Source organism: Flavobacterium profundi (assembly GCF_006491645.1).
Lineage (GTDB): Bacteria > Bacteroidota > Bacteroidia > Flavobacteriales > Flavobacteriaceae > Flavobacterium > Flavobacterium profundi.
Map to the genome: position 1 here is coordinate 290,086 of NZ_VDCZ01000004.1, position 15,440 is coordinate 305,525.

Annotated in this window: 16 protein-coding genes; 7 read left to right on the top strand and 9 right to left on the bottom strand. The window is 31.7% G+C overall.

Annotation, left to right across the window (positions count from 1 at the left end; all coding sequences use genetic code 11):
- Window positions 1–4 precede the first annotated feature (4 nt).
- On the top strand, window positions 5–1,711 hold the full coding sequence (locus tag FHG05_RS07930) for a S41 family peptidase (RefSeq protein WP_140997480.1): 1,707 nt from the start codon (window positions 5–7) through the stop codon (window positions 1,709–1,711).
- Window positions 1,712–1,820: 109 nt separating this feature from the next.
- Window positions 1,821–2,201 (top strand): YMGG-like glycine zipper-containing protein, encoded by a 381-nt coding sequence (locus FHG05_RS07935; RefSeq protein WP_140997481.1) that lies wholly within the window; start codon window positions 1,821–1,823, stop codon window positions 2,199–2,201.
- 60 nt (window positions 2,202–2,261) lie between these two features.
- On the opposite strand, the gene FHG05_RS07940 is transcribed toward FHG05_RS07935, so the two are convergent.
- From FHG05_RS07940 to FHG05_RS07950, 3 genes are read right to left on the bottom strand one after another with little or no spacing between them, the layout of a single operon-like run.
- The gene (locus tag FHG05_RS07940) at window positions 2,262–3,794 is read right to left on the bottom strand and encodes a cryptochrome/photolyase family protein (protein ID WP_140997482.1); all 1,533 of its coding nucleotides are present in this window, start codon (window positions 3,792–3,794) and stop codon (window positions 2,262–2,264) included.
- A gap of 37 nt (window positions 3,795–3,831) precedes the next feature.
- Window positions 3,832–5,133 carry a DASH family cryptochrome gene (locus FHG05_RS07945; RefSeq protein WP_140997483.1) on the bottom strand — a complete coding sequence of 434 codons (1,302 nt, stop codon included), beginning with the start codon at window positions 5,131–5,133 and terminating at the stop codon, window positions 3,832–3,834.
- A gap of 36 nt (window positions 5,134–5,169) precedes the next feature.
- On the bottom strand, window positions 5,170–5,313 hold the full coding sequence (locus tag FHG05_RS07950; RefSeq protein WP_140997484.1) for a DUF2256 domain-containing protein: 144 nt from the start codon (window positions 5,311–5,313) through the stop codon (window positions 5,170–5,172).
- A 140-nt stretch (window positions 5,314–5,453) separates the two neighbouring features.
- Here FHG05_RS07950 and FHG05_RS07955 point away from each other — a divergent pair, with 140 nt between their 5' ends.
- Window positions 5,454–6,800, top strand: coding sequence for an FAD-dependent oxidoreductase (locus FHG05_RS07955; protein WP_140997485.1), 1,347 nt, complete (start codon window positions 5,454–5,456; stop codon window positions 6,798–6,800).
- 60 nt (window positions 6,801–6,860) lie between these two features.
- On the opposite strand, the gene FHG05_RS07960 is transcribed toward FHG05_RS07955, so the two are convergent.
- From FHG05_RS07960 to FHG05_RS07975, 4 genes are read right to left on the bottom strand one after another with little or no spacing between them, the layout of a single operon-like run.
- Window positions 6,861–7,226 carry a cupin domain-containing protein gene (locus FHG05_RS07960; RefSeq protein WP_140997486.1) on the bottom strand — a complete coding sequence of 122 codons (366 nt, stop codon included), beginning with the start codon at window positions 7,224–7,226 and terminating at the stop codon, window positions 6,861–6,863.
- Between the two features lie 5 nt (window positions 7,227–7,231).
- Window positions 7,232–8,770 carry a helicase HerA-like domain-containing protein gene (locus FHG05_RS07965; protein WP_140997487.1) on the bottom strand — a complete coding sequence of 513 codons (1,539 nt, stop codon included), beginning with the start codon at window positions 8,768–8,770 and terminating at the stop codon, window positions 7,232–7,234.
- Window positions 8,771–8,830: 60 nt separating this feature from the next.
- Window positions 8,831–9,535, bottom strand: a complete 705-nt coding sequence (locus tag FHG05_RS07970; protein WP_140997488.1) for a hypothetical protein — start codon at window positions 9,533–9,535, stop codon at window positions 8,831–8,833.
- A gap of 21 nt (window positions 9,536–9,556) precedes the next feature.
- Window positions 9,557–10,234, bottom strand: coding sequence for a hypothetical protein (locus FHG05_RS07975; protein ID WP_140997489.1), 678 nt, complete (start codon window positions 10,232–10,234; stop codon window positions 9,557–9,559).
- A 149-nt stretch (window positions 10,235–10,383) separates the two neighbouring features.
- Here FHG05_RS07975 and FHG05_RS07980 point away from each other — a divergent pair, with 149 nt between their 5' ends.
- The gene (locus FHG05_RS07980; RefSeq protein WP_140997490.1) at window positions 10,384–11,016 is read left to right on the top strand and encodes a 7-carboxy-7-deazaguanine synthase QueE; all 633 of its coding nucleotides are present in this window, start codon (window positions 10,384–10,386) and stop codon (window positions 11,014–11,016) included.
- Window positions 11,017–11,034: 18 nt separating this feature from the next.
- Window positions 11,035–11,436, top strand: coding sequence for a DUF2059 domain-containing protein (locus FHG05_RS07985; protein ID WP_140997491.1), 402 nt, complete (start codon window positions 11,035–11,037; stop codon window positions 11,434–11,436).
- A 58-nt stretch (window positions 11,437–11,494) separates the two neighbouring features.
- Here FHG05_RS07985 and FHG05_RS07990 read toward each other — a convergent pair whose 3' ends face one another.
- Window positions 11,495–12,208 carry a class I SAM-dependent methyltransferase gene (locus tag FHG05_RS07990; protein ID WP_140997492.1) on the bottom strand — a complete coding sequence of 238 codons (714 nt, stop codon included), beginning with the start codon at window positions 12,206–12,208 and terminating at the stop codon, window positions 11,495–11,497.
- A gap of 92 nt (window positions 12,209–12,300) precedes the next feature.
- Between FHG05_RS07990 and FHG05_RS07995 the strand changes: the two genes are divergently transcribed.
- Window positions 12,301–12,795, top strand: coding sequence for a YkgJ family cysteine cluster protein (locus FHG05_RS07995; protein WP_140997494.1), 495 nt, complete (start codon window positions 12,301–12,303; stop codon window positions 12,793–12,795).
- 23 nt (window positions 12,796–12,818) lie between these two features.
- Here the strand turns inward: FHG05_RS07995 and FHG05_RS08000 are convergent, their stop codons facing one another.
- On the bottom strand, window positions 12,819–14,051 hold the full coding sequence (locus tag FHG05_RS08000; RefSeq protein ID WP_140997495.1) for an exo-beta-N-acetylmuramidase NamZ family protein: 1,233 nt from the start codon (window positions 14,049–14,051) through the stop codon (window positions 12,819–12,821).
- A gap of 7 nt (window positions 14,052–14,058) precedes the next feature.
- Between FHG05_RS08000 and FHG05_RS08005 the strand changes: the two genes are divergently transcribed.
- Window positions 14,059–15,291 (top strand): ABC transporter permease, encoded by a 1,233-nt coding sequence (locus tag FHG05_RS08005; protein WP_140997506.1) that lies wholly within the window; start codon window positions 14,059–14,061, stop codon window positions 15,289–15,291.
- Window positions 15,292–15,440: the final 149 nt, after the last annotated feature.

A 15,440-nucleotide genomic window follows, 5' to 3' on the forward strand; every position in this document is an offset into this window, starting at 1 on the left:
TTAAATGAAAAAGTTACTAGTATTCTTTTTACTACTATTTCAAGTTTCTTTTTCACAACATCAACTTACAGAAGTTCAAAAATTAGCTGCTACTTGTAAAATTTGGGGATTTCTGAAATATTATCATCCCAATGTTGCTGCTGGTCAGTTTGATTGGGATGAACAATTGTTTTCTATTCTGTCAAAAGTTGAGAAAAGCGATACTAAGGAAGAATTTTCTGAAGTAATTGAAAATTGGATAGCGTCACTAGGGGATGTTTCTAAAATTGAAATTATTGATAAGCATCCAGAAGAAAACTATTTTTATAAAAATTTAGATTTTTCGTGGTTTACTAATTCTTCTCTTTTTTCAGATAAGCTTTCCAATATGTTACATTTTATAAAAGAGAATCGTTATCAAGGTAAACATTTTTATATTTATATGAAAACGGATGCTGGAGGGAAGGGTATACGTGAGGTTGAAATGGATGAACCAGGAGGAATACCTAGTTTGCAACATGAAAAAAGACCTGAGACTTTTACTTGGAAAGAAAAGAAATATCGCTTATTAACGTTATTTAGATATTGGAATTTAATAGAATACTTTGCTCCAAATAAATATCTTACCGATAAAAAATGGAATCAATGTTTAAATGATATTCTCCCTAATATAATTTTTGCTAAAGATGAATTGTCTTATAATTATGCATTGTTGGAACTAGTGACTAATTTAAACGACAGCCATGCAACGTATTATATTTCGGACCATAATCCTAATTTGTTACTACCATTTTATCATAATTTTTTACCTGTGCTTCTAAATATAGTTGAAGATAAATTTGTAGTTACAAAAATTTTGAATGACTCTTTGGCTAAAAAAAATGATTTGAAAGTTGGAGATGTAATCTTAAAACTAAATCATAAAACATTAGAAGACTATAAAAACGAATATAGAAATAAAATTCCAGCATCAAACGAAGCTTATTTTGAAAAGAATCTTTTATTACAATTAAGGAGATTACCTGCAAAAAAAATAGATATAAAATTTGAAAGGAATGGAAAAATCAAGAAAAAAAGTATTGAGTTGTATTCTGAAACTTTTTTTGATGATCTAAAAAAAGCGACTAATGGGGAGAAATATAAAATTATTGAAGGTAATATTGCATATCTCAATTTGGAAAATATTTATGAGGAAGATTTAAAAATTATTCTTCCATTGATAAAAAACACAAAAGGATTAATAATAGATATTCGGAATTATCCTAACGGTGTTCATTTAGAGTTAGCCAAATTTTTAAATGCCTCACCAAAAGAATATGTGAAACAAATATATGCAGATTTAAAATATCCGGGTCGTTTTATATGGGAAAAGGTTTTATTATGTGGAGAGGATAATCTTGATAATTATAAAGGTAAAGTAGTTGTTTTAGTAAATAATGAGACCATAAGTCATGCAGAATGGACTACTATGTGTCTGCAAGTATCTGAAAACGCAATCGTAATGGGAAGTCAAACTGCAGGAGCAGATGGCTGGAATGCATCAGTTAAAATCATTTTTAATCACTTTGTCACTACTTTTACAGGTAAAGGCGTTTTTTATCCTGATGGAAAAGAGACCCAACGTATAGGAATAATTCCAGATATTGAAGTATTACCCACAATTGAAGGTATTCGAAATAACAAAGATGAAGTTTTAGAAAGAGCTATAGAATATATAAATCTAGGGTTTTAAAGCTTTTTTTTAGTAAATATTGTTTAAATATAAACTTTTAAAAAAATAATGTAAAACGAATCAGAGCTTTTGCGTGTAATTTTGAATTGTTAATTTAAAGATCAGAATTATGAAAAAGTTAATGATAATTATAGGATTAATTTCAATGGTTTCATGTAAGCAAACAGATACTGAAATGGAATTAGCAAAACAAGAAGTTTTAGATTCAATACAAGTTGCTCAAGAAAAACAACGTGTTATCGATTCGATGGAACTTGTTGCAGCAAGACAAAAAGAAGTGATTTATGTAGATAATACACAAGCAGCACCAGAACGAAAAGGAATGAGTAATGCAGCAAAAGGAGCGTTAATTGGAGCTGGAGTTGGAGCTGCAACAGGTGCTATTGTAAGTGATAAAAAAGGTACTGGTGCCATTATCGGTGGTTTAGCAGGTGCTGGTGTGGGTGCAGGAACTGGTGCCATCATAGATGAAAAGAAAAAGAAAGAATAGTTATAGTTTAGGTTAGGTTGGTAAAAAAGAGTTGGGAATTTTTTTCAACTCTTTTTTCGTTTAATAGCTATCTGGGTTTTCAATAATGTCTTGCGCTTTTTCTTTAATTTTGGATAATTCTTCTGGTTTTATTTTTTTTAATAGTGCTAACATCATTCCCATTCTTTGATTATTTTTAAAAAATTCTTTTTTATCATCTAAAAAATTCCAATACAAACTATTGAATGGACAAGCCTTGTTGCCTAATTTGTCTTTTACTTTATAATGACAATTTTTGCAATAATTACTCATTTTATGGATATAACTTCCTGAGGAAACATAAGGCTTTGTAGCTAAAATACCACCATCCGCATACTGACTCATACCTCTTGTATTGGGTAATTCTACCCATTCAATGGCGTCGATATAAACTCCTAAATACCATGCATCTACCGCATCAGGATTTAACTGTGTGAGTAAAGAAAAGTTTCCAATTACCATTAACCTTTGTATGTGATGCGCATAAGCTTCGTTTAAACTTTGATGTAAACTATGTTGCATGCATTTCATTTTGGTTTTCCCTGTCCAATAAAAATCGGGTAGTTTATTGTAATTTTCTAATGTATTTAAAGTAGCATACTTTGGCATTTCTTTCCAATAAATACCTCTTACATATTCTCTCCAGCCTATAATTTGTCTTACAAAGCCCTCTATTTGAGCAATGTCAATTGTACTTTTATTTTTTTCATAATAGGAAACTACCGTTTCAATTACTTCTTTTGGAGATATCATTTTTGAATTCATCGCAAATGATAATCGAGAATGAAAAAGAAACGAGTCGTTACTATACAAAGCATCTTGAAATGCACCAAAATGTTCCAAAAGATTTTCACAAAAATAGGTCAGTAAGGCAAGACTTTCTTTTCTGTTGGTTGGCCAAGGGAAATTAGTTAGATCAATGGAGCCAAACGTTTTTACGCCCGCTTTTTCAATTTCTTCAACCAATTTGGTTACGTCTTTATGATATAAAAAGGGTTTTGGAATCGTAATTTCTTCATTGTACTTATTTCTATTTTTATGATCATAATTCCATTTTCCGCCAAGAGGTTGGTCATTAATCACTAAAATTTGATGTTTTTTACGCATCATGCGATAAAAATTTTCCATGAGAAGGCTTTTTTTTCCTTCAAAGAAGTTTGCTAATTCGGTTCGTGTAGTATAAAAATGTTCCGTATCAAAAACTTCAGATGTAATTTTTAAATTGGAACAAATTTCTTTCAGTTGTTGGTCTAACCGAAATTCATCCGGTAATTGATATTCGAATTTTTCAATTTGTTTTTCTTCAATAACTTGTGCAATTATTTTTTCCAAATTTTGAAGGTTTTTTGGGTCTGAAATAGTAAAATAGACAATTTGATGCCCTGCTTTTTCAATGGCTTCCGCAAAATTTCGCATGGACAGAAAAAATGCTACTACTTTTTGAATATGGTGTTTGACATAATCGGTTTCCTGACGCATTTCTGCCATTAGGTAAATTGTGTTTGTATCTTTTTCTTTATACCAAGAATGTTTTGCATTGAGTTGGTCACCTAGTATAAGTCGCAGTTTTTTCATGTTTATTATTTGTCTGTTATGATTTTCGTCTCATTTCTCATTGGTTTAACCAAAGTTGTCGATATTCGCCATTTGCATCGTACAGTTCCGCTTGTCTTTGAATATTGAATTTTCGATCTCGAGGATCATTACCCACTCCAGCAGTATACATCCAATTCACATAATTAGAATGCACATCATAATCTATAAGCATACTTTCAAAATAAGCAGCACCTATTCTCCAATCTTGTTGCCATTCTTTTGCCCAGAAACTGGCTACGTTTTGTCGGCCTCGATTACTCATAAAACCCGTTTTTGCTAATTCTATCATATTGGCATTCACAAAAGGTTCGTTTGTTTGTCCTGAAATCCACTGGTTAAAGGCTTTTAAATTAGTGTTCCAATGGTATTTTTTGTCTAAAATGCCTTGTAGTTGAAATATTTTGGAGCCTTGTTGTAAGGAAATATATTTAAAATAATCACGCCAAAGAAGTTCAAAGAATAACCAATAGGTGTCTTCATTAGCACCTATGGTATTTTCATATTCTTTAATTTTCCAATAAATAGTTTTGGCTGAAAGACTACCATTGGCTAACCAAGGTGAAAACTTCGAACTATAATTGGTTCCAATTAATCCATTTCGGGTTTGTTTGTAGTGCGATAGGTTTTGGGTTTCCCAAAAATAATTTTCTAAACGTAGTAAGGCTTGATTTTCGCCGCCTTTAAAAGGAAATGCTGTATTTGGATGTCTTTCAAATGTTTGAAAACGTAAATCTTCTAAAGTTGGTAAGAGCGTGTTGTTTGGAACAAGATTTTCATGTGGTTGTTTTTCGACTGAAATAGTTGGTAAAATGCTCCCTTCTTTTTCACATTTTTTTCTAAAATCAGTAAAGATTTTTGGAATAGTTTTTATTTCAAAGGGAATGTTATCAGGAGAAAATAGAAATTGGTCATAACTTTCTATAAAGGGAACATTTTTGAATTTTTCCTGAGATTGAAGTTGCTTTTTGATATTTTGATTCACACAAACTTCTTCGCTGGTCCATTCTTTTTGAGTGTAAATACAATCAATTTGATGTTCTTCAACTAATTTTGGAACGATGACTTCTGGTTTTTCATGGTAAACGAATAAAGAAATGTTTTTCGATTTTAAGTTTTCTTTTAATTCGGAAACCGTTTCAATTAGAAATTGTGTTCGAAACTTTTCTGTTTTTTTAAAACCATAGGTTGTGGTTGCAAATTGTCTGGGATCAAAACAATATACACCAATGCATTTCTTTGAGTTTTGAGTAGCTTTAAATAAGGAGAGATTATCCGAAAGGCGTAAATCATTTCTAAACCAAACTAAATTATTTTTCATTTCTATATTTTGAAGTTGATCTTGTCAAATAACTATTTATGTATTCATTTTATTTCTCCTACATTTTTCACTGCAATACACGACTTCTTCCCAATTTTTCTCCCATTTCTTTCTCCATGTAAAAAATAAGCCACATCTTTTGCATTTTTTTTCTGGTAAGTTTTTTTTCTGGTGAGGCATATGTTAAAAATAAAAATACATTTTTGTTTAACAAAAATATAAAATTATTAAACAAAATTAGTTATTAAATAAAAAAAGTACCAGTTCTCTTAGCTCGCTTCTTTTTTATTACTTATTTTTGTAAGAAGAAATAGTTTATAATGCAGAATCGCAAAGAAATTGCTGTAGTAGGAGCTGGCTTAGTCGGTTCACTTTTAGCCATATATTTAAAAAGAGCAGGACATAAGGTAGATGTATATGATAGAAGTCCAGATATCAGAAAAATAAATTTTACAGGTCGTTCCATAAATTTAGTATTATCCGATAGAGGTTTACGAGCTTTAAAAGAAGTAAACTTAGATCAAGAAATCATAAAAATTGGCATTCCAGTTGATAAACGTTGTATTCATACGGGTCAAGATACTTTAACCTATCAATCTTATGGAAAAGATGGAGAAGTGATTTATTCTTTGTCTCGTGGCTTGTTGAATAAGAAAATGGTTGATTTAGCTGTTGCAGAAGGAATTGATTTTCACTTTGAAAGTAAGATTTGGGATGTAACTTTGTCTACTGCAACCTTACATACAGGTCTGGAAGAAAGAGGAGAATGGACCGAAATAAAGCATGATTTGGTCTTTGGTGCTGACGGAGCTTTTTCAAGAATTAGACATCGCATGCAACGACAAAGTATGTTTAACTATTCTCAAGAATTCTTACAATTAGGTTATAAAGAATTACACATTCCTGCCAATCCTGATGGAACACATAAATTAGATAAACATTCCTTACATATTTGGCCTAGAGGACAATTTATGTTGATGGCTTTGGCTAATTTAGACGGTACTTTTACTTGTACCTTGTTTATGCCTCATGATGGAGACAATTCTTTTGCTTCCTTGAAAAACGAGCAAGACTTAGTGCGTTTCTTTGCCGAACATTTTCCAGATACCAAAGAGGTAATTCCCAATTTGGTAGAAGATTTCTTTAAAAATCCAACGTCTTATTTGGTAACCATGAAATGTTATCCTTGGACTTATGCCGATAAAGTAGCTTTAATAGGTGACGCTTGTCATGCTATTGTTCCTTTTTATGGACATGGAATGAATGCTGGGTTTGAAGATATTACCGTGTTAACAGAAATGATGTCGAAATATGGTGATGATTGGGCCAACTTATTAAACGATTATGAAAATTCCCGTAAACCAGATACCGATGCTATAGCCGAATTATCCTATCGAAATTTTATTGAGATGAGTACCAAAACGGCTGATCCAAAGTTTATCTTGCAGAAAAAAATCGAAAGATGGTTTTCTGAAAAGCATCCCGATAAATGGGTTCCATTGTACAGTATGGTTACCTTTAGCCATCAACCTTATTCTGAAGCCTTGGCGATAGGAGATAAACAAGATGCCATTATGCAGGAAATTCTTGCTATTGACAATATTGAGCAAATTTGGGAAACCGAACCTATAGAGCATCGAATTTTAACTTTATTGGAAGAGAATTGATGAGAGTATAGATATTATTTACATTATTATTTTTATATAAAAAAGTCTCAAAATAATAAATTATACTTCCTCTCGATGCACTTTCTGAAAATCAAATGCAGGTTTGCAAATCGCTAAATATTCACAAGGCAATTCAAATGGATTGGAATATTGTACTCTTGTATTCGCTTCAATTTTTATGGATTGACCCGCTTCTAAAATTAGGGTTTCACCTTCAATAATAAATTGTTTTTTGCCTGAAATAATATAAGTATATTCTTCAAATTCAGGAGTTTGAAAAGGTTCGCTCCAACCTGGAGGTGCCACCATATGTGCAATAGAAATAGCATGATTATTTGTAGCAACAGTACCGTGATGTTCTTCTATTAATTTACCATCTGTAGTAGGAACTACAAAAGGTTCTTTTTGTAGGGTGTATTTTTTCATAATTATTACTTCTTCAACATTTTCATTAAGACTCCCATGGCTCCTCTAATGAATGTAGCACTGGTTAATACTTTTACCACTCCTTTTGTAACAGTGTTTGTTGTTGACGAACTTCTTCTAGACGAACTCGCTTTTTTAGCTTCTTTTTCTTTTTCTTTCTGAGCGGCTTCTTTTTCAGCTGCCGCTTGAGCTTCTTCCATTTTTTTGCCTAAAATTTCATAAGCACTTTCTCGATCAATGACTTCATTGTATTTTCTAGTTAGTTTAGACTTTGCAATACATTCATTAATTTCAGGTTCTGTTAAAACATCCATTCGGCTCATGGGAGCACGAAGCATAGTAGCTGCAAGAGGTGTTGGGATTCCTTTTTCATTTAAAGCGGTTACAAAAGCTTCTCCAATTCCTAACGAAGTAAGTACTTCGTCTGTTTTATAATATTCAGAAATAGGATAATTTTGCGAAGTTTCTTTAATTGCTTTTCTGTCATTTGCGGTAAAGGCACGTAAAGCATGTTGAATTTTTAAACCCAATTGAGCCAAAACACTACTTGGCACATCCATAGGATTTTGTGTAATAAAATAAACGCCAATACCTTTCGAACGAATCAATTTTACAATGGTTTCAATTTGATCTAATAAAGCTTTACTTGCTTGATCAAAAATCAAATGTGCTTCATCTATAAAAATAACCAACTCAGGTCTTCCAGCATCACCTTGTTCTGGCATCGTATTGTAAATTTCAGCCAATAAGCTCAACATAAAAGTAGAGAAAAGTTTCGGTCGATCTTGAATATCTGTCAAACGAATAATATTGATATAACCATTTCCATTTTGATCAATTCGCATTAAATCATCAACTTCAAATGATTTTTCCCCGAAAAAGAGTTCGGCACCTTGTTGTTCCAATTCAATAATTTTTCTTAAAATAGAACCCGTAGAAGAAGTGGAAATTCGTCCATATTCTTTTTCAAATTCTTCTTTACCTTCTTCAGTTGAATATTGAAGTGCTTTTTTAAAATCTTTTAAATCTAAAAGAGGAATTTGTCTGTCATCACAGTATTTGAAAATAACCGATACGACTCCAGATTGGGTATCATTTAAATCTAAAATGCGGGAAAATAAAACCGGACCAAATTCTGAAACAGTGGCACGTAATCGTACGCCATTTTGCTCCGAAATTGTCATGAGTTCTACAGGAAAGCCTTTGGTTTCATATGGCAATGTGATTTTAGCATGTCTTTCTGTTATAAAAGATTTCTCTTCTCCAGGAACCGCAATTCCAGAAAAATCCCCTTTAATATCCATCATTAAAACAGGAATTCCATTTTGCGAAAGTTGTTCCGACAAAACCTGTATGGTTTTGGTTTTTCCCGTTCCCGTTGCACCAGCGATTAAACCATGACGATTTAGGGTTTTTAATGGAATAGTTACATGCGTATTGGCTACGGGTTCCCCATCCAAAATGGCTCCACCAAGTGTAATAAAATCCCCTTTACAAGTATAACCATCAACTATATGTTTGCTAAAATCTTCTGTTCTGCTCATTGTTTTTGAATTTTCAACTCAAAAATAATAAAAAATACTTTTGCAGAAGATTTTATTGTCTTATTTCAATTTAGTTATACCGATGTTAAAATTTAAAGCGTCTAATGGAGTACCATTATTATTTAAAACATATTTAAAGGTAACGACATCACCTACTGAGAAATTCTCGACTAATGTTCCAGATGAACCCCAAGTATCTTCACCACTTAAAACAATTGTTCCTCTTGTTGGATATCCTACTAATGTGCCGTTTTTATAAATCCCAATTACAAATTTTCTTGTGCCACTAGGGACATTTTCAACTGAAAAAGCAGCATTCATTAAGTATGTTCCCGATTCATTAATAGTAATTTGACCGTTTCCAGTTACCGAATAAACCGAACTTGTGTTCGCGATAACATCAGCTGAATTTAAAGGAAAATTAGCATACGTATTGGTTTGAGTTGCAATCACTGTGTCTGCACCTGGGAAATTTTTATTTAGAGAAATTGTTGGGTTAGAAGTTCTTGAAATGTTTTGCCAACCTAAATTGGTTCTCATATACAAAGCATCATCAGAAGTGTTATAGATAACAGATCCAATTAAAGGGTTTGAAATGGCTTGCATTTGTGAATTGGTCATTCTAGGAGGTACAAAAGTTTGAGTTGTACTATTTAATTCTAGTAAAGAAGATGGACTTGGTGAAGTTGTTCCAATACCAACTTGTGCATTTACAAGAAAAGAGCATAAAAAGGTGAATACAGTAGCAGTAATTTTTTTTATCATGATGTGAATGAGTTTTAGAATTTAATTTATTTTGACAAAGCTAAAAGCGGCAAAAACTAAACTTAGATTTGCATTATGATTGATGAGGTATTTAATTTCGATTTCATCATTTACACTCAGGTTGAATGTCATCATGCCACTAGTTCCCCAATAATCTGTTATCGTTTGTTCGCTTTCATTTTTATTAAGAAGGCCTAATAGTACTCCATTTTTAAATAATGCGAGGGAATATCCTTTTTTGCCACTTGGCATATTGTTTACAGATAACTGTGCGCCAATCATGTAAATACCATTTTCTTTAACCCTAATTTTTCCACTAGAGAGTATCTCATAGGTAAGAGGGTTTTGAGTTTGAACATGATGATGATTTAATGGAAAATTGTAGTAGGTGTTTATTGATGTGGTAAGTGATCCTCCATTTTTTTTACAAATCAAACTCGAATTATCGGTGTCGGAAGCATTTTTCCATCCTAGTGAATTGTAAATATAAATAGCATTAAAAGTAGTGTTGTACACAATGGAACCTATAAGAGGAGTAGGAATTGCTAACATTTGAGCGTTAGTCATTCTGGGAGGTACAAATACTTTATCAGTGCTAGAGATTTCTAATAAAGAATTTGAATTAGGTGTATTAGTGCCAATGCCTACTTGACTAAAGCAAGTATAGCTTATTAGCAAAAACGCAAATAAGGTTTTCATAGCAGTAAAATGTTAATAGCAGTGCAAATATAGCTTTTTCTTGTTAATTATTGCTTTATTAAATTGTTAAAATGATTGATTATTAAGTGTTTAAAAAAGAATGCTTTTAGATATGTTTTCATTACCTTTGCAAACTATTTTTATTAGAAATGTTACAGAAAGAAATACAGTTGGCAGTTGATAAGGGAGAAATGTTGCCTTTGATGGAAGAATTTTATACGATTCAAGGTGAAGGATATCATACGGGAAGAGCTGCCTATTTTATACGAATTGGAGGTTGCGATGTGGGTTGTCATTGGTGTGATGTTAAAGAAAGTTGGAATGCCGATTTACATCCTCCAACAGCTACAGATGTAATTGTTGCTAATGCAAAAAAGTATGCAGAAACTGTTGTGATTACAGGAGGTGAACCATTAACTTGGGACATGACCTATATTACAACTCAACTAAAAGTTTCTGGTTTACAGGTGCATATTGAAACTTCTGGGGCTTATCCTGTAAGTGGAACTTGGGATTGGTTTTGTTTGTCACCAAAGAAAATGAAATTACCAGTACAAAGTGCTTATGATATTGCTAATGAATTAAAGGTAATTATCTACAATAAGCATGATTTTCAATTTGCTGAAGAACAAGCGGCTAAAGTGAATAAAAATGCTATTTTGTTTTTGCAACCAGAATGGAGTAAAAAAGAGGAGATGACACCTCTTATTATAGATTATGTAATGAACCATCCGAAGTGGAGAATTTCATTACAAACCCATAAATATTTGAATATTCCTTAAATAAATTTAATAAACAAAATGAAAAAAATCTTAGTAACATTAGTTGTTGTGTTAGTAGCTCAGTTTGCAACTGCACAAGATGCTTTTAAAGCAGACGTATTAAAAGTGTTGAAAGCATCTGGTTCAGCAGCGCAAATGGAAATTGCAAAAGAACAAGTAATGAACAATATTCCAGAAAATAAAAGAGCGGAGTTTTCAAAAGATTTTGATGCGTCATTACCTTCTTTGTATGATAAAATGGCAAAAGTATATATGGAAGTATACACACACGATGATATCAAAAAAATGTTAGAATTTTACAATTCTCCGGTTGGTAAAAAAATAGCTGAAAAAGCCAGTGAATTGACTAAGAAAAATATGGCTGCTTCTCAAGAATGGGGAATGGAATTACAAAGTATGATGATGAAATACATGCAGTAAGTGTAATTTATATAATAAAGTAAAACCCAAATTTAAATTTGGGTTTTTTTATTTGCTTTTATATAGTAATTCGGGCCAAATAATCAAAATGTTTTCCTTCCATAATTAATTCACTTTGTAAACCATTGGCATAACAGGCATTTTGTAACGTATTATAGTCGAGATAGAGCCAAGGAAAAGGTTCTTCAATTTCATTTTTATATTGAATGTTAAATGTTAATTCGCCATAATAACCTGTAGCAGGAACTTCGTAAGCACCATCTTCATCTTGATCGAACATGTAAATGATATCTGAAGAATCAATTAAAATTTGTCCGTTTTGTTTTAATAAAGATTTTAATTGCTTTAAGTGTTTCGCAATTTGTACAAGTGTACCAAAAATTCCTGTACCATTCATTAATAATAAAATAGTATCGTATTTATTTTCTTCATTAAAAGCGTCTAAATCCAATATGTTTTTGACAAAAGCCTTTTGTAAGCCTCTCAATTCACAGGTTTTTATGGCATTTGGTGAAATATCAATACCCGTTACATCATATCCTTTATTTTGAAGATATAAAGCATGACTTCCAGCTCCGCAGCCCACATCTAAGATTTTTCCTTTTGCTAATTGTAAGGCTTTTTGCTCTATTTTTGGCATTACCTTAAAATCTCGAAACAAATAACCCACATCCATTTCGTCTGTATCACTAATAGAAGTTTCGGTGATAATGGGTTCAGGGTTATTATTCGTTTGATAATCTAAAATAGCTTTGCCAAAAAGATCTTTCATAAAAAAAGTTTAGGATTTTAAAAATATTAAGAGTGTAAAGGTTTAAATTTGTTTAACTTTTGGTAAAAGACAATTGTAAACTTTAGTAAACCATGTTAAACCAACTTGAACAGCTTCAAAAACAAGCCAAAGATAAGCATAACGAAAACAAAAAGTATTTCGATAAGCTAAAAAAGAAAACACCAAAAAATTTAGATTATGTTATGCAAGATTTGCATGATGCTGAATTTAAAAAAACCGATTGTTTGGAGTGTGCCAATTGTTGTAAAACCACAGGACCTTTGTTTACTACTGCCGATATTGAACGAATCTCTAAATTCTTTAGGCAAAAGCCACAACAATTCATAACGCAGTATCTACGTATTGATGAAGATAACGATTATGTATTGCAAAGTGTACCTTGTACTTTTTTAGATCAGGATAACAAATGCTTTATTTATGATGTTCGACCAAAAGCCTGTAGAGAATTTCCGCATACAGATCGTAAAAAGTTTCAACAAATTTCAAACTTAACATTAAAAAATGTGGCTATTTGTCCGGCTGCTTTTAATATAGTGGAGAAAATGAAAGAAAAGTTACCATTGTAAAAATTGATAACTTATTTAGATTACTAATTTTCCTTATAAAGTAGATAAGGCTTTCTCATTTCTTTAAAATGATGTAAACCTTCTTTCCATGAAGCTCTAATTGCTTGTTCAGACATACCTTTTTCAATTTGCTCTTGTAATTTCTTTGTTCCAGCTAGTTTAGTGAAGAAAGCACTAAAGAATTTTGATTTATCAGCAGTTTCTTTATAAGCCTTAATCAACCATTTTAATTCTAAATGTTTTACCTTAGTAATTTTAGTTAAATCTTCACCGTAACATATAATACCATTGTATAGCGGATCTTTAGCTCCTTCATTGGGTCTGGGTGTGAAACTATAATTGTTTTTTGGTAAGTAAGGTGAGCCGTAAATTTGAAATTGATTGCTTGTACCACGTCCAACACTCACATTCGTGCCTTCAAAAAAACATAAACTTGCATACAAATTGATAGCTTGTGCATTTGGTAAATTGGGAGAAGGTTTAACAGGTAAATCATAAGGTAAGCTCTTGTTGTAATTCAAACAAGGGATAACTTGTAAAGAACATTGAATTCCTTCCTTTAGCCATTTTTCTCCATTTATCATTTGCGCATATTCACCTATGGTCATACCATGTAAGACAGGAATGGTATGCATCCCTACAAAACTGTGGTTTTCTTTCTCTAATATAGGTCCATCTACAATAGCACCGTTTGGATTTGGTCGGTCCAAAACGATAACAGAAACCTTGTTTTCTGCGCAAGCTTCCATAATATAATGTAGGGTTGAGATATAAGTATAAAAACGAGCACCCACATCTTGTAGGTCAAAAACTAAAACATCTAAATCTTGAAGTTGTTCTGCTTTGGGTTTCTTATTGGCTCCGTACAAAGAAATTATAGGTAGGCCTGTTCTAACATCCTTATCGTTTTTTATAGTTTCACCAGCATCAGCAGTACCTCTAAAGCCATGTTCTGGAGCAAAAATTTTTCGGACATTAATTTTTTTAGATAATAAAAAGTCAACTAAATGCGTGCGATCAGTTAAAATTCCTGATTGGTTGGTTACAATTCCTATTTTTTTATTCTCTAGCAAGGGTAAATAAGCCACATAATTATCGGCTCCAGTCTTTATTTCTTGAGAGGATAGTTTTTCATTTGGAATTATATTTTTATTTCCATTTTGACTGACTTCTGTTTTTTTAACAGAATTTCCGCAAGAAAAAATAAATAAAACCAAGAATAAAAATGTATTTTTGAACACCAATTTACTAAGCATAAACAGATTGAATTTAGAATATTTTATAGCCAAAAGACTAGTTACTACTAAAAAGGATAAAAGTAGTGTTTCTTCTCCAATTATTAAAATTGCTATTACTGCAATTGCGATTGGTGTAATAATGATGATTATTTCGGTCGCAACTGGTATTGGCTTGCAAAATAAAATAAGGGATAAAGTATCTGCTTTCAATGGACATGTAATTATTTCAAATTACGATGACAATCAGTCTCAGGTTAGTACAGTTCCTATCTCAACTAAACAAGATTTCTATCCAACTTTCTCTTCTGTTTCTGGTATCGAGCACATTCAGGCAGTCGCAACAAAAGCGGCAATGATACGCACTGAAATTACGGTAGAAGGTATTGTTTTTAAAGGTGTAGGTAAAGATTATAAATGGAACAATATTGCTGAATATTTAGTGGAAGGAGAATTGCCTAGTATTACAGATAAGTTAACAGATGATGTCGTTATTTCGCAATATTTAGCAAAAAGATTAAATCTAAAACTGCATGATGTTTGTAGAACTTATTTTATTAAGCCAGATAATCAAGGCTATAATCTAAGAAGTTTTAAAATTGTAGGAATATTTAATTCAGGTTTTCAAGAGTTTGATGCTAATTTTATGTTAGGCGATCTCAAGCATGTTCAAAAAATCAACAAATGGAAAGAGGATGAGGTAGGTTCTTTTGAAGTTTTTCTAAACGATTTTTCTCAAATTGAACAAAAAGGACAAGAAATTTATAAAGAAATACCACCTACTTATAATAGTGTAACTATATTAGATAAGTATTACAGCATTTTTGAATGGTTGAAACTCTTCGATTTTAATATCGTTGTAATTTTGGTAGTAATGATTTTAGTTTCCACTATTAATATGATAGTTGCATTATTAGTTCTTATTTTAGAAAGAACACAAATGATAGGTATTCTTAAAGCAGTTGGAGCCAGTAATTGGAATGTTCGAAAAATATTTGTTTACAATGCGGGGCATTTAATTGCTAGAGGTTTACTTTGGGGTAATGTAATTGCTCTAGTATTGCTTTTGTTACAGAAATATTTTGGGTTGATAAAACTTGATCCTGAAAATTATTACGTTAGTGAAGCACCAGTGGATATCAACATACTCTATATTGTATTCATTAATTTAGGAACCATACTCATTTGTTTGTTAATATTAATCATTCCTTCCTATATAATAACAAGAATTACTCCAGTTAAAGCAATCCGATTCGATTAATTTTCAGGAGCACTGCTTTGTTGCTATAAAGGATTATATTCCCGCTTTTCGTTTTATCTTTTTATTTTTTGGTATAAAAATAAAAAGGATGCCACTACAATCGGGGCTATTAGAGTGGTTTTGTACTTTATAAGCTGTTTTGTTTTTTT